This is a genomic window from Campylobacter concisus ATCC 51562 (genome assembly GCF_000466745.1).
Lineage (GTDB): Bacteria > Campylobacterota > Campylobacteria > Campylobacterales > Campylobacteraceae > Campylobacter_A > Campylobacter_A concisus_B.
Window position 1 is genome coordinate 47402 of record NZ_ANNI01000006.1, and the last position, 13778, is coordinate 61179.

13 protein-coding genes are annotated in these 13778 nt (G+C 39.1%); 10 read left to right on the forward strand and 3 right to left on the reverse strand.

What is annotated here, in order from left to right:
• Nucleotides 1–261, reverse strand: a complete 261-nt coding sequence (gene groES, locus ATCC51562_RS05615; RefSeq protein WP_021091238.1) for a co-chaperone GroES — start codon at nt 259–261, stop codon at nt 1–3.
• A gap of 168 nt (nt 262–429) precedes the next feature.
• Here groES and ATCC51562_RS05620 point away from each other — a divergent pair, with 168 nt between their 5' ends.
• The 4 genes from ATCC51562_RS05620 to ATCC51562_RS09820 all read left to right on the forward strand — a co-directional run bounded on the left by ATCC51562_RS05620 (nt 430) and on the right by ATCC51562_RS09820 (nt 4539).
• The gene (locus ATCC51562_RS05620) at nt 430–2976 is read left to right on the forward strand and encodes a hypothetical protein (RefSeq protein ID WP_021091213.1); all 2547 of its coding nucleotides are present in this window, start codon (nt 430–432) and stop codon (nt 2974–2976) included.
• Nucleotides 2977–3179: 203 nt separating this feature from the next.
• Nucleotides 3180–3827 carry a hypothetical protein gene (locus ATCC51562_RS05625; protein WP_021091227.1) on the forward strand — a complete coding sequence of 216 codons (648 nt, stop codon included), beginning with the start codon at nt 3180–3182 and terminating at the stop codon, nt 3825–3827.
• Between the two features lie 48 nt (nt 3828–3875).
• Nucleotides 3876–4010, forward strand: coding sequence for a hypothetical protein (locus tag ATCC51562_RS09815; protein WP_235044187.1), 135 nt, complete (start codon nt 3876–3878; stop codon nt 4008–4010).
• A 298-nt stretch (nt 4011–4308) separates the two neighbouring features.
• A complete protein-coding gene (locus ATCC51562_RS09820; RefSeq protein WP_234400590.1) occupies nt 4309–4539 on the forward strand; it encodes a hypothetical protein in 231 nt (76 codons plus the stop codon).
• A gap of 2 nt (nt 4540–4541) precedes the next feature.
• Here ATCC51562_RS09820 and ATCC51562_RS05635 read toward each other — a convergent pair whose 3' ends face one another.
• Both ATCC51562_RS05635 and uvrB read right to left on the reverse strand, forming a co-directional pair.
• On the reverse strand, nt 4542–4901 hold the full coding sequence (locus ATCC51562_RS05635; protein ID WP_021091218.1) for a hypothetical protein: 360 nt from the start codon (nt 4899–4901) through the stop codon (nt 4542–4544).
• A 307-nt stretch (nt 4902–5208) separates the two neighbouring features.
• Nucleotides 5209–7185 (reverse strand): excinuclease ABC subunit UvrB, encoded by a 1977-nt coding sequence (gene uvrB, locus ATCC51562_RS05640; protein WP_021091234.1) that lies wholly within the window; start codon nt 7183–7185, stop codon nt 5209–5211.
• Nucleotides 7186–7310: 125 nt separating this feature from the next.
• Here uvrB and ATCC51562_RS05645 point away from each other — a divergent pair, with 125 nt between their 5' ends.
• The 6 genes from ATCC51562_RS05645 to ispG all read left to right on the forward strand — a co-directional run bounded on the left by ATCC51562_RS05645 (nt 7311) and on the right by ispG (nt 13770).
• Nucleotides 7311–7544 (forward strand): cell division protein ZapB, encoded by a 234-nt coding sequence (locus tag ATCC51562_RS05645; protein WP_021091279.1) that lies wholly within the window; start codon nt 7311–7313, stop codon nt 7542–7544.
• A 13-nt stretch (nt 7545–7557) separates the two neighbouring features.
• A complete protein-coding gene (locus ATCC51562_RS05650; protein WP_021091252.1) occupies nt 7558–7794 on the forward strand; it encodes a hypothetical protein in 237 nt (78 codons plus the stop codon).
• Nucleotides 7791–8207, forward strand: a complete 417-nt coding sequence (locus ATCC51562_RS05655) for a type II secretion system protein (RefSeq protein WP_021091219.1) — start codon at nt 7791–7793, stop codon at nt 8205–8207. The genes ATCC51562_RS05650 and ATCC51562_RS05655 overlap by 4 nt, the downstream gene beginning before the upstream one ends.
• Nucleotides 8207–10060: a primosomal protein N' gene (locus ATCC51562_RS05660; protein WP_021091235.1), complete on the forward strand. Its 1854-nt coding sequence runs from the start codon at nt 8207–8209 to the stop codon at nt 10058–10060. Before ATCC51562_RS05655 ends, ATCC51562_RS05660 begins: the two co-directional genes overlap by 1 nt.
• A 315-nt stretch (nt 10061–10375) precedes the next feature.
• Nucleotides 10376–12553, forward strand: coding sequence for an autotransporter outer membrane beta-barrel domain-containing protein (locus ATCC51562_RS05665; RefSeq protein ID WP_235044188.1), 2178 nt, complete (start codon nt 10376–10378; stop codon nt 12551–12553).
• A gap of 158 nt (nt 12554–12711) precedes the next feature.
• Nucleotides 12712–13770 (forward strand): flavodoxin-dependent (E)-4-hydroxy-3-methylbut-2-enyl-diphosphate synthase, encoded by a 1059-nt coding sequence (gene ispG / locus ATCC51562_RS05670; protein ID WP_021091270.1) that lies wholly within the window; start codon nt 12712–12714, stop codon nt 13768–13770.
• Nucleotides 13771–13778 lie beyond the last annotated feature (8 nt).

Consider the following 13778-nt stretch of genomic DNA (forward strand, 5'->3'; position numbering starts at 1 on the left):
TTATTTAATCACGCCTAAAACATCATCAATGTTTAAAACAAGATATGTTTTATCATCTAAATTTATCTCAGTGCCACCGTATTTTGCAAATACAACTTTATCACCAACTTTTACGCCCTCTACTTCAGCCCCGACTGCTTTTACCTCACCGCTTAAAGGTTTTTCTTTTGCGTTATCAGGTATAATAATGCCCGAAGCTGTGGTCTTTGTCTCCTCTACGCGTTCGACTAGAACACGCTTGCCTAATGGTTGAAAGTTCATTGTTCATCCTTTTGGTTTAATTGTCTTTTTTAGCACTCTTTATTTTTGAGTGATGAGATCCTAGCACTTTTTTCTAAAAAAGTCAATAATTTATAGTTAAATTTTATTAAAACTTTAGTCACTTACACTAAAGTTTTATGATATGTAAAACTAATATAAAGGAATTTTATGAAAAAAATAGCCTATTTAGTAGCGGCTTTGGCGCTGATAATCCTTTGCATTTTTGGCTTTATCTTTAGCTCTTTTGGTAATAAATTTATAGCCAGCAAAATAGAAAAAGAGGCGCTCGCTCACGGTATAGATGTGAAATTTAAAGATTTTAGCTTAGGATTTAGCACACTAAATTTAGAAGCGATTGTGATGAATGCCATAAATTTAAAGGCAAATGGCGATCTATCCTTGCTTGCTCAAAGTATGAGCTTAAACATAGATATAAACACTGACAAGGCAAAGGCTAGCGAGCTTGGACTAAAAAAAGACGTCGCTCTTAAAGCAAATGTGGCTGGTAAATTTAGTGACATCAAGCTAACGGCCACTGGCACTGCGCTTGGCTCAAATATAAATTTAAATGCAAATTTAAAAGACTATCTGCCAAAAGCTCTAAATCTTGACGCTAAAAACATCGAGCTTTCTGAGATCTCAGCTCTTGCGCAAAAGCCAAATTTAGCTAGCGGTAAGCTTGATCTAACGAGCAATATGCAAGGAGTTGATGAGAAAAATGAACCCATCATTAACGCTCAAATTTTAGCAAGCGATGCAGCGATAAACAAAGAAATTCTTAAAAATGAATTTGGGCTAAATTTAGCAAAAGATATAAACTTTAAAGGCGGTGTAAACGCTAAATTTGCAAATGAAAAAGTGAGCGCAAAAACCATCATCATCGCACCTGAAGCCACTTTAAAAGCAAACGAGACGACCTATGATCTAGCTAACAAAAATTTAAAGAGCGATTTTTTGCTAAACGTGCCTGATCTTGCCCTTTTTGGCAAGCTCTTAGGCGAGCAACTAAGCGGCGCTGTGGATGCAAACGGCGAAATTACAATGCAAGAAAATGCTCTTAAAAACCTAAAAGCTGAGATAAACGGGCTTGGTGGAAAGATAAATGCAAATTTCGATAGCAAAAACTTAGCACTAAATGCAGCTAACATCAAGCTAAAAGAGCTTCTAGCGCTTGCCTTGCAGCCTAGCTACGCAGACGGGCAGATAAATTTAAACGCAAATTTTAGCGGTTTTGACGAGCTAAAAAAGCTTGCAGGCGAGGCTAAATTTGAAATAAAAAACGGTCTTATAGATAAAGGGCTTGCAAAGCTTAAAAACGCAGCTAAATTTGAGCTAAAAGGCGGTGCCACCGCAAAAAATGAACTTGTGAATTTTGACGCAAACGTGCTTAGTGACCTTGGCGAGCTAAAGGATGTAAAGGGCGTTTTTGACATAAAAAACAGCCAAATTTTTAGCAAATTTGCCCTGCTCATTAGCGACCCCGAGAAATTTAAAGCGGTTAGCGGCTTTGAGGTGGGCTCAAAGATGGCGCTTGCGGGCGATGTGAAGGTTAAAGCAAGCAAGATAGATGAGCTAAATTTAGGCGGCGATGCCTTTGCTGGCAAGCTAAACGCCACCATAAAAAATGAAAATCTTGATCTTAGCCTAAAAGAGGCACAGCTAGGAGAAATTTTAGCACTTAGTGGCAATGACAGGCTGGCAAACGCTAAGGCAAATGTCCAAGCAAAGGGGCAAAATATCTTTAGTAAAAGTCCAAGCGTCACCGCAACGATCGCTTTAAATGATGGCAAATTTAACGCCGCAGCGCTTAGTAAAATGCTTGATAAAAAATTCCCTGAAAATGAGAAATTTAGCTCAAATTTGAGCCTAAACTATAAAGGCGAAATGGCAAAATTTAGCGGCGACTTTCTTAGCTCGCTTGCTGATATAAAGGGCATAGATGGCAGCTTTGACGTGGGTAAAAGCACACTAAACTTAAAGCTTCAAGCGGTAGTTTCAGAGTTAAACAAGCTTGCATTTTTAGCTGGTCGCGAGCTTCACGGTAAATTTGCAGCCCTCGTAACGGCAGAAGGCAAAGTGGATGATCTAAGCGTGAAAGCCACTTCAGATGATCTATTTAAGGGCAAACTAGAGGCAAACTACAAAGGTGGCGCGCTTGATGCGGTGCTAAAAAACTTCGAAGTCAATGGACTAACGCAGACTTTAGGGTTAGATCATCTTTATGATGGCAACGGCGATGCTAAATTTGACTACGAAACAAAGCAAAAGCTCGGCAAATTTGACATCTTACTAAAAGAGGGTCACCTAGCCAGCACAAATCTCACAAACAGCATCAAAACCTTCACCGGCAAGGACATCACAAAAGAAATTTACAAAGACGGCAAAATTTATGGCGATATAAAGGGCGACAATGTCGTTTTTAACGTAAATTTAAGCTCGCCAAAGAGCGACATAAAGGTTGCAAACGGCACTTATAACACAGCTACAAAAATGCTTAACGCGCCGCTTGTTTGCAGGCTCGAAAAGACTGACCTAAACGTGCAAATCTCAGGCATTACAGACAAGCTAAAATACGACGTCAGATCGCAATATCTTGAGAATAAGGTCAAAAAAGAGATAGGTAGATTTTTAGACAAAAAACTAGGCGGCAAAGATGATGAAGGCGCAAACGGCGAAAAGCAAAATTTAAAGGGGCTTTTAAAAGGGCTATTTTAGATGAAAAAGGCGGAAAATTTAAAGTATCTAATGGGGCTTGGGCACTTTTTGTAGCGACATAAACCAAAGTGCCCTTGGCGCGATGCTAGTACTTGGCGAGTGATAGCGCTCAAATTTGATGCGAAATTTAGCTTGCGCTACGCAAGTATAATTTAATGCTTGCGGTAGTAAAATTTTGCAAAATTATGTTTATAGGAGAAGCGATGAAAAAGCTGATTATTTTTATGATTGCGCTACTATTTTGCGGGTGCGGCATAGCGTCAAAGGGCGATGGGGCCTCAAGTAATATGAATTTTCATATAGCAAAGAGGGTAGCCATAGATATGTCGGGCGGCTGGATTGATTTTAATAAAGAAAACTACGATAAATTTTGGAGAAATATACGAAGTTCTGGAAATGAAAAATATAGATTGGACTGGATTAAAGCTGATTCTTATTCGATGGTAAATTTAAATATAGAGTTTTTGAAATCTGCCCTTGAAACTTATAAGAGTAAAAATGTGATTAAAACAGCTGATTTTGCGTCCTACGAGAAAAATATCGAAAATTTAGTTCCAACCGTATCTGGTTATAATACTGAACAAGAATATAAGTCAAAGATGATAATAAAGCAGGCTATAACAATATACAACAAGCAGCTTGAGGTTTTTAAAAACGGGAGCGAATTCGATATCTATCTTTATGTTATGCGAGTTTCAAATATTAGCGATAACGGCGTGAGTATATTGATTGACTTTGTGGGAATAAATGCTGTCGGCGAGAATAAAAACGATATAGAAAAACACTTGAATAGAGCATATGAATTAAAGCAAAATCTAGATAGTCTTTTTGATAAAAACTATCGTTGGTAATGTATAAATTTTAGCAAAATGAACGACCAAATTTACCTCATCGGCGATGTGCACGGCTGTTATAAAACCCTCTGCGCACTTATAGATCGCTTGCCGCGCGGCGCTGATTCTAAAATTTGCTTCGTGGGCGATCTGATAGACCGCGGGGAGGGGAGTTTTGAGGTCGTGCAGTTAGCGATGTAGCGCGGTTACGCGGCCGTGATGGGCAATCACGAATACCGCCTTTTGCAACACAAGGATGCATTTTTGTGCGGCGAAATGCCTAATGATCCGCGCTGGTTTTTCCTAAACGGCAGTGTGCAGACTTTCGCATCCTACGCCAAAGCCGACCGCGTCCAGAAACTCGCGCACATAGAGTTTTTGTCAAATTTGCCGCTTTATTTGGAATTTCATGAGTTTAAAAACGCGCAGGGCAGGCGGCTCGTCGTATCACACTCGGCGGCCGGGCGGATGTGGCCGCTGCGCAGCTCGGACGGCGATAGTGCGGCGGAGTTTAGGCGGCACGTACTTTGCGGGTAGGGGCGATTTTAGCCAAAACGATGGCGTCTTTAACGTCTACGGCCATACGCCGATCGCGAGCCCCGATATCACGGAATTTGGTGCAAATATCGACACGGGCTGCATCTATAGGCACGGCTTTGGCCGTCTTTGCGCGCTTGAGTTTCCGAGTATGCGAGTCTTTTTGCAGGATAATATCGAAGAGGGCGGGTGAGATTACTGGGCTAAAATTTCATCGTAGCTTTCTTTGATATTAACTATTTTATTATCTATAAAATCACAACTTAGGCGCAAAATTTTACTATTCGAAAACATCTCTCTGACATGCGCCGCTAGGATACCTGCATCTTTGTCGCTTGAGCAAGGTATCCTAAAAATAATTTCCGTTTCTATATCGTCTACAAAATTTGTTTTTTTGTTTAGATTTTGATATAAATTTCTTGTTGTGATTCTGACTGCAGAGCCATAGTACTTGCCGTCAAGCGCACACTCTGCTAACGTTTTTATTAAGCCGCCTTTTATATCAAAGACAGAAACAAAACCACGTTTTACAATTTTTATCTCTTCTTTTGTCATTTATGGACTCCTTTTTTGATTAAAATTTTGCTTTTTTACAAATACGTCATATTTTAGTAAAAATTGGCTAAATAAATTTTTGTGCCATTTTTAAAATTTGGCATTTTTAAGATATGGGTCTCGGTGAGTAAAATTTGAAACCGAAATTTACAAATTTAACTTCAAATTTGAGCGTAAAACGATAAGGCGAAGTATTTTTCGTCAGACGAGGCAGCGGCGAGGGAGGCGAGGGAGCGGACTAGCCGTCCGCGACCGAAGCCGACTGAGCCGGTAACGAAGTATGGCGGAAAAAGACAAGCCGTCAAATTTAAAGCTTGCGGATTTTGGCGATCTCGTCGCGCAGTGCCGCCGCCTTCTCAAACTCCAGCTGCGCCGCCGCTTCAAGCATCTGCTTTCTTAGTTCTTTTACTATCGCGGCTCGCTCGCTAGCTGGCATCTTCTCTAAATTTTTACCACGCTTATAATTTTCACCATCATCCTCGACATGCAGGCTCTCTTCGATATTTCTGCTGGCAGAGTGTGGTGTGATGCCATGAGCTTTATTGTATTCATCTTGAAATTTACGCCTAGCTGTCGTCGTATCGATCGCCTCTTTCATCGAGTGCGTGATCTTTTTGGCAAACATTAGCACCTTGCCATTTACATTTCTAGCCGCACGCCCCATCGTCTGTATAAGGCTCGTGGTCGAGCGCAAAAAGCCCTCTTTATCGGCGTCCATTATGGCTATCAGGCTCACTTCAGGCAGGTCGAGCCCCTCACGGAGCAAATTTATACCTATTAGCATGTCAAATTCGCCACTTCTAAGCCCCCTAATGATCTCATTTCGTTCGATCGCGTCGATGTCTGAGTGCATATACTTGACCTTTACGCCAAGCTCAATGTAGTAGCGGCTTAGCTCCTCGGCCATCTTTTTAGTTAGCACCGTAACTAGCACGCGCTCACCTCTTGCGATGACTGCCTTTGCCTCGTCAAATAGCGCCTCAACCTGGTTGTCGCTATCTTTTATTTCGATCAAAGGATCAAGCAGCCCAGTAGGACGCAAGATTTGCTCATAGACGTGGCCCTCGCTGATACCAAGCTCGTATTCGTTTGGCGTGGCTGAAACAAAGAGAAATTTCGCCTTTTTGCTTATGAACTCATCAAATTTAAGCGGCCTGTTATCAAGTGCTGACGGCAAGCGAAATCCATACTCCACAAGCACCTCTTTACGGCTCCTATCGCCTGCGTACATGCCCCTAAACTGCGGCAAACTCACATGACTCTCATCGACGATAACCAGATAGTCTTTGCCACTTATCTCAAAATAGTCAAACATCGAGTACGGCGTCTCTCCGGGCTTTTGACCAGTTAGGTGGCGTGCGTAGTTTTCGATGCCTTTGCACATACCCGTACTTGCCATCATCTCAAGGTCAAACTCCACCCTTTGCTTTAGCCTCTGTGCCTCTACTAGCTTGCACTGCTCATTAAACTCTTTTAAGCGCGCATCTAGCTCCTCTTCGATCTCTTTCATCGCGATCTTTAGCCTATCAGCACCCACGATGAACTGACTTGTCGCATAAAGCGTAAATTTAGAGATATCCTTTAACCTTTTGTTATCAAGCACGTCAAAATGATACATCGCATCGATCTCATCGCCAAAAAACTCAACCCTTAGGGCTTCGTCGTTGTAATACGCTGGATAAATATCAACCACATCGCCATTTACACGAAAATCACCCCTATCAAAGTAGTTGTCATTTCTCTTATAGCCCATATCCACAAGCTGCTCTAAAAGCTTTCTTTGGCTTATCTTCTCACCCACGCTAAGATATGCCACCATACCCTTATACTCGCTTGGATTACCAAGGCCGTAGTTTGCAGAGACTGAGGCGACACAGATGACGTCGTCAAAGCTTAGTAAGCTAGCCGTTGCAGAGAGGCGCAGGCGCTCAAGCTCCTCATTTACCGAGCTATCCTTTTCTATGTATAGATCGCTTCTTGGGATGTAGGCCTCTGGCTGGTAGTAGTCATAGTAGCTTATGAAGTACTCGACATGGTTTTTTGGGAAAAAGCCCTTAAATTCGCTGTAAAGCTGCGCGGCAAGGGATTTGTTATGCGTCATTATAAGCGTTGGCATGTTTAGCTCGCGTATGACATTTGCCATGGTAAAGGTCTTGCCAGATCCTGTAACACCTAGAAGAGTTTGGTATTTATTGCCTGATTTTATACTTTTTACTATCTCTTTTATCGCTCTTGCTTGGTCGCTACTTGGGCTAAATTTAGATGAAATTTCAAATTTACTCATTGATTGCCTTTAAATTTGGGCGAATTTTATAGCAAAGATAGTGCTTTGTCAAATGAGAATTTTAATAAGAATTTAGCCTCTGCGTGTTAGAATACGAGCTTAATTATTATTTTAAAGGAACTTTTATGTTTGAAGATAATGCGATCTTAACCACACTAAGCGATAAAGTAAATGACCTAATCACAAAATATGACGAACTTTGCAAAACGAACGAAGAGTTACGCAACGAGATCGTAACTTTAAAAGCACAAAATGAGGCGAAAAGCAATCAAATCATGCGTTTAGAAGAGGATCTTGACAAGAAAAATACCGAAGCTGACGATGTAATGAGAAAAATCGAAGCTGTCCTTGGCAGATAAGCTTGGCTAAAATATGAAAAAAATCACGCTCACTATATCATCTCGCGACTACACGATCACGCTTGATGATGATTTTGCTAAATTCTTTGAAAATGACTGGCAAAATTTAATGGGCGGACGCCAATTTATCGAGCCAAAAGAGCTTTTAAACGCCTTTATAGAAAAATGTTATGAAAACTACGCCGTGATAAAGGCAGTAAAAAATTTAACTGGCAACGTTGATGAGATATTAAAGCGAGAAGAGAGATGAAAAGACGAGCTTATACTTTGCTTGAGCTGATATTTATAGTAGTTATACTAGGTATTTTAAGCACAGTCGCTATACCTAGGCTATTTTTTTCTAGAAGTGACGCTACTATCTCAAATGCAAAAACTCAACTTGCTGCCATAAGAAGCGGAATTTCACTAAAATACAACGACAACATCTTGCAAGCAAAGCCAGAATTTCCACAAAAACTAGATGATGGCGATCCAAGCAAACTCTTTAAAAATGTTATAAATATACCGATAAAAGATAGCGGCAACAAAAATGGCTGGCACAGAATAAGCGATGACAAATATACATTTAGGTTAGATGGCAAAGTAGCAAATTTCAAATACGACAAAAATACTGGTGATTTTGGTTGCAGTGATGAAAATGAAATTTGCAAATCACTTCAGTAATGCATTATTACATACTCGCATTTTATGGGCTAAATTTAGCCCCGCTCACTTATGAAAGCGATCAAAAACTAGAAAAATTTCAAGGCGTAAAGGCTTCTTTAAGAGGCAAAATTCTTACTGCTTTTATAATAAAAGAGACTGGCAAACCAGAGTTTAAAACAAGTAAAATTTTAGAAATTTTACCGATTAATCTAACTTCAATGCAAAGCGAATTGGCAATATTTATCTCAAAATATTACACATGCGAGCTTGGAGTCAGCCTAAATTTATTTGAACCAAATGACACTATTGCAGTAGATCAAATTTATGAAAATCAAAATTTTAATGTAGCACCCAAACTAAGCGAAAAACAGCAAGAGGCTTTGGATTTTATAAATAAACGTAAAATTTCACTCATCTTTGGCGACACTGGAAGCGGAAAAAGCGAGATTTACATAGCTAAGATTAGAGAAATTTTAAACGCAGGCAGCCAAGCGCTATTTTTGATGCCTGAAATTTCACTCACACCACAAATGCAAAAACGCCTTGAGGGCTTCTTTGGCGAGGCAGTAGCAGTCTGGCACTCAAAGATCACGCTAAAGAAAAAAGAGCAAATTTTAAAAGATATAAAAAGTGGCAAAGTTAGGCTCGTTGCAGGTGCGAGATCGGCTTTATTTTTACCACTTGAGAGGCTAAAACTTATCATCATCGACGAAGAACACGACGATAGCTACAAAAATACAGGCTCAAAGCCCCACTACAATGCAAGAGACCTTGCCCTCTTTCTAACTAGTAAATTTGATCTACAAGTGGTGCTTGGAAGTGCCACGCCAAGCCTTACTAGCTTTTACAAGCAGGAGCATTTTCGCTTAAAAGGGACATATTTTGATTCGCAAAAAAATTACATTTTCGATGAGAGCGAGACCGGAATTAGTAAAATTTTAAAAGATGAAATTTCAAAGACACTCGCAAATAAAAAGCAAGCTGTCATCTGCCTGCCAACAAGGGCAAATTTTAAATATCTAGTCTGCAAAAACTGCAGTGAAACGCTAAAGTGTCCATTTTGCAGTATCGGTATGAGCTATTACAAAAAACAAAACGTGCTAAAGTGTCAATACTGCGAGCATAAAATGGCTGTGCCAAAGACCTGCCACCAGTGCGGTAGCGAGATGATAGAGGCCAAAAAGATCGGTACGAGCGAGCTACTTGAGAGGTTGCAAGCTGAGTTTGCGAATGCTAGAATCGCTAAATTTGACAGGGACGAGATAACGACGCAAAACAAGCTCGTAAAGGCTTTAAAAGAATTTAACGACGGCAAGATAGATATCTTGCTTGGTACGCAAATGCTAAGCAAAGGGCATGATTATCACAACGTAGAGCTTGCTGTCATCATGGGATTTGACGAGCTTTTAAATTTTCCTGATTATAAAGCCAGAGAGCGAACGCTTGCTCTTGCCATGCAAGTAGCCGGAAGAGCTGGTAGAAACGGAGCTGGTAGAGTTATCATTCAAAGCAAACAAAGAGAATTTTTTGAGAGCTACATCAGTGATTATGACGCATTTTTAAAAGATGAGATAGATTATAGAAAAGAGCTTTATCCGCCATTTACTAGGCTTCTTCGCATTATCATCTCACATAAAGATGAACACATAGTAAAAAATACGATGAATGAATTTGTGCAAAGAATAGAATCTTTAAGAAGCGATGAGCTTGAGATCATAGGATACGGAAAGTGCCAGATAGAGTATCTTGGAAGCAAATTTAGATATGAAATTTTACTCCGTTCAAACTCTCATATACCTCTTTTAAAAGCTGCAAACCTCTGCAAAAGCGAGATTAGCGATATCGATATTGATCCAGTCAATTTTAGTTAAAATTTTTACCACATTTTTCAATACACAATCACACAATTAGAGTTAGTTTAATAAATTTACAAGCGTCCATAGCTACTAATAAAAAAGTAAGCAATTATTTCATTTTTTATTAGATAGTATATTTTTACTTATAAAATTTAATTAGTTTTATTTTCTTATTTTAGTAAATATTATCTCTAATGTTTTTTTATTGTAACTCTTTATATTAATGTAAAAATTTAGTAAATACTTTTAAATTTTTTTTAATTTATTCTTTATAATTTCTAAAATATAATAAAAAAATAATATAACGTTTATCATAAAGGAGAAAAAGATATGAAGAATTACAACATTCTTTTATGTTTTGTATTAGGCTGTTCTCTGTATGGAGCTGAAAATATTACTATAAATGCCGATACGTCAAAGGCGTATTATGATAAATATTTGGAGGATGACAATATATTTCAAGGCTACTACAACTTTAATCCTGGAAAAACAAGTAGAAGCTATTCAAATAATATTGTTACTTGGAATGGCACTCCCCCAGAAATGGGCAAAGATAAAGATGGCAGAAATGTTGGAGTTTGGGTATATGGTGGGTTAAATAATGAATATATGATTGGAAATAGAAATGCTTCAAATAATAAAGTATATATTAACGGCGGAGAACTACAAGCTGTTTATGGAGGTTCAGCAGAAACCGGAGGAGCTAGTGTTTCAAATTCTGTAGTAATAGATGGAAAAGACGTCCATGTCATACAAAATGTTTATGGCGGGTATACAAATAGTAGCACTAGCAAACTAGAGTCAAATTCCGTAACTATAAAAAATGGAACGATAGATCAAAGTGTTATGGGAGCATACGCAATAAGAGGTTTAGCCCAATCAAACTCCGTAACGATAGAGGGCGGAACGATAGGTAAAGATGTTAGAGGTGGATATGCTGAGGGCGAAGGTCAAGCAAATGGCAATACCGTAACAATAAGAGGCGGAACTATCAAAGGAAATATTTATGGTGGCAAAGGCAGTAGCGGAAATATAAACAATACTGTAAATTTAGACGCAAGTTCACTAAAACTTCAAACTATTTACGGCGGAGATAGTGGATGGAATGGATTTGCCAAGACCACAAAAGGTAACACTCTAAATGTGCGTGGTAAAAATATAGAAGCGGGAAATATCGTAAATTTTGAATACATAAATTTCTATCTGCCTTCCGATGTAAAAGCTGGTGATACTATTTTAAATTTAAGTGGCAAAACAGCAGGAAGTTATTCTTCTCAAAATAAAAATACCGATCTAGCACGCTCATTCCTAGCTGTAACCATGGGAGCTGAAAATAGAAATCTTAATGTAAACGACAAGATCACTCTAATAACAAATCCATATGGCATTTTGTATCCAAAAGAATTTAAAAATCACAACAAAAATTTACAAGCAATAGCTGGAATATCTACTATATATGAATTTGACCTTAAAAAAGATGGTGATGACAAGGCAGATAGCGGAAAAAATTTATACGCAGTCGTTACTAAAAAAGTCAGCCCATTAAGTCCTAATGACGGTAGTAAAGAGAAGAAATTAGTAGAAACTATGCAAAAAAGCACCTTGGAGCCAACTGCTGGTGCTATGGCTGTGATAAACCAAGGCTCAGAGACAGCATCAAATATGGATACTAGTGGTGTAACTGGTAGCAGCAACTCAAATGGTGGTATGGTAACAGGGGCAAGTGCCTCTAACACAAGACAACATTCGGGTTCGTACGTAGATGTAAAATCTATATCATTTGCCGTCGGAGTCGCCAAAGAATTTAAAGATGTGATTACAGGTGCATTTTTAGAATTTGGTGGTGGCAATTACGATACATTTAATGAATATAGCGGTACTTTTAATGGAAGAGAAGTAGGCGACATTAGAGGTGAAGGTAAGATGCGTTATTACGGAACTGGACTTCTTGGCAAGGTAAATTTACCTGCAAATTTCTATACAGAAGCTACTATAAAAATAGGCAAAATAAAAACTGACTACAAAACAGTATTGCCTACTGGAGTCAAGATCGGATATGATGCTTCAAGAGGCTATTATGGTGGGCATGTGGGTCTAGGTAAAATATTTGAAATAACCGATTTTTCAAATATTGACATATATTCTAAAGTATTCTTCACTAGAGTTGGTAAAAAGCAAGTTGAATTAAATAGCGAAAGGATATTGCTAGGAAAAAGCGACTCATTAAAAGCAAAAATAGGATTTAAATTCTCTCAAGATATCAACGATGGTCTTTTATGGTTTGCTGGTCTTGCATATGATAGAGAATTTAATGGAAAATCAAACGGCTACAACCTAACATATAGTACCGATATCGTTTCACCTTCTATGAAAGGTAACACTGGTACAGCAGAGCTTGGCTTAAAATTTAAAGCACAAAAAGGATTTGAAACAAATTTAAAATTTGAAGGCATGACTGGCAAAAGAGAGGGTATTGCTGCTGCAGCTGAGATTATGTATAAATTTTAATCAGCTTCTTTATTTCAAGGCTCTAAATAGATGCCTTGAAATATTTTTATTTTTTAGAGTATTTTTATAATAGCTTAAAGCTAAATTTCAATATTCTTTCAAGCCTTTTAAAAGCCATTTTTCTTTATAATCCCCAATAAAAATTTAAAGGCAAAATTTTGCAACGATACCCAACAAAACAGATAAAAATTCGTAATGTTTTAATAGGTGGCGACGCGCCAATATCCGTGCAATCAATGACATTTTCAAAGACAAAAGACATAAAAGGCACGCTAGAGCAGATACAAAGGCTATATTTTGCAGGCTGTGACATCGTGCGCTGCGCAGTTTTTGATAAAGAAGACGCCAGCGCACTAAAACAGATAGTTGCAAGCTCCCCAATACCAGTCGTTGCAGACATTCATTTTAACCACACCTATGCGCTCATCGTTAGCGAATTTGTCGATGCTATCCGCATAAATCCAGGCAACATCGGCTCCGCTAAAAACATAAAAGCGGTCGTTGATGCCTGCAAACAGCGAAATTTACCTATCCGAATAGGTGTAAATTCTGGATCGCTTGAAAAGCAGTTTGAAGACCGCTACGGCCGCACGGTGGAGGCAATGGTGGAGAGTGCGATGTATAACATCAAGCTTCTTGAGGATTTTGACTTTACAGACGTTAAAATTTCGCTAAAATCAAGCGACGTTGAACGTACAATGCAAGCTTATAGAGCGCTTCGTCCAAAGACAAACTATCCATTTCACTTAGGCGTTACTGAAGCAGGTACCACTTTTCACGCGACTATCAAGTCCGCGATCGCTCTTGGCGGGTTACTACTTGAAGGCATCGGCGATACGATGAGAGTTAGCATCACTGGCGAGCTTGAAGAGGAGATAAAAGTCGCAAAAGCGATCTTAAAAGATAGCGGGCGACAAAAAGAGGGGTTAAACATCATCTCATGCCCAACTTGTGGGCGTTTGCAAGCTGATCTAATGGCGGCAGTAAAGCTAGTAGAAGAAAAAACAAAAGATATAAAAGAGCCACTAAATGTCTCAGTCATGGGTTGCGTGGTAAATGCTATCGGCGAGGCAAAAGGTGCGGACGTCGCCATAGCGTTTGGCAAAGGAAATGGCATGATCATGCGTCACGGCGAAGTGGTCGCAAGACTGCCTGAGAGCGAGCTTGTGGATAGATTTTTACAAGAGATCGACGATGAGATAAAAAGTAGAGACTAAAGGAAAAG

Bases quoted from the DNA above. Each gene is read 5' to 3' on its own strand.
- ATCC51562_RS05635 (WP_021091218.1), bottom strand. From the start codon at position 4,901: ATGACAAAAGAAGAGATAAAAATTGTAAAACGTGGTTTTGTTTCTGTC.
- ATCC51562_RS05650 (WP_021091252.1), top strand. From the start codon at position 7,558: ATGAAAAAAATCACGCTCACTATATCATCTCGCGACTACACGATCACG.
- ATCC51562_RS05655 (WP_021091219.1), top strand. From the start codon at position 7,791: ATGAAAAGACGAGCTTATACTTTGCTTGAGCTGATATTTATAGTAGTT.
- groES (WP_021091238.1), bottom strand. From the start codon at position 261: ATGAACTTTCAACCATTAGGCAAGCGTGTTCTAGTCGAACGCGTAGAG.
- ATCC51562_RS05660 (WP_021091235.1), top strand. From the start codon at position 8,207: ATGCATTATTACATACTCGCATTTTATGGGCTAAATTTAGCCCCGCTC.
- ATCC51562_RS05620 (WP_021091213.1), top strand. From the start codon at position 430: ATGAAAAAAATAGCCTATTTAGTAGCGGCTTTGGCGCTGATAATCCTT.
- ATCC51562_RS05645 (WP_021091279.1), top strand. From the start codon at position 7,311: ATGTTTGAAGATAATGCGATCTTAACCACACTAAGCGATAAAGTAAAT.
- ATCC51562_RS05625 (WP_021091227.1), top strand. From the start codon at position 3,180: ATGAAAAAGCTGATTATTTTTATGATTGCGCTACTATTTTGCGGGTGC.
- uvrB (WP_021091234.1), bottom strand. From the start codon at position 7,185: ATGAGTAAATTTGAAATTTCATCTAAATTTAGCCCAAGTAGCGACCAA.
- ATCC51562_RS05665 (WP_235044188.1), top strand. From the start codon at position 10,376: ATGAAGAATTACAACATTCTTTTATGTTTTGTATTAGGCTGTTCTCTG.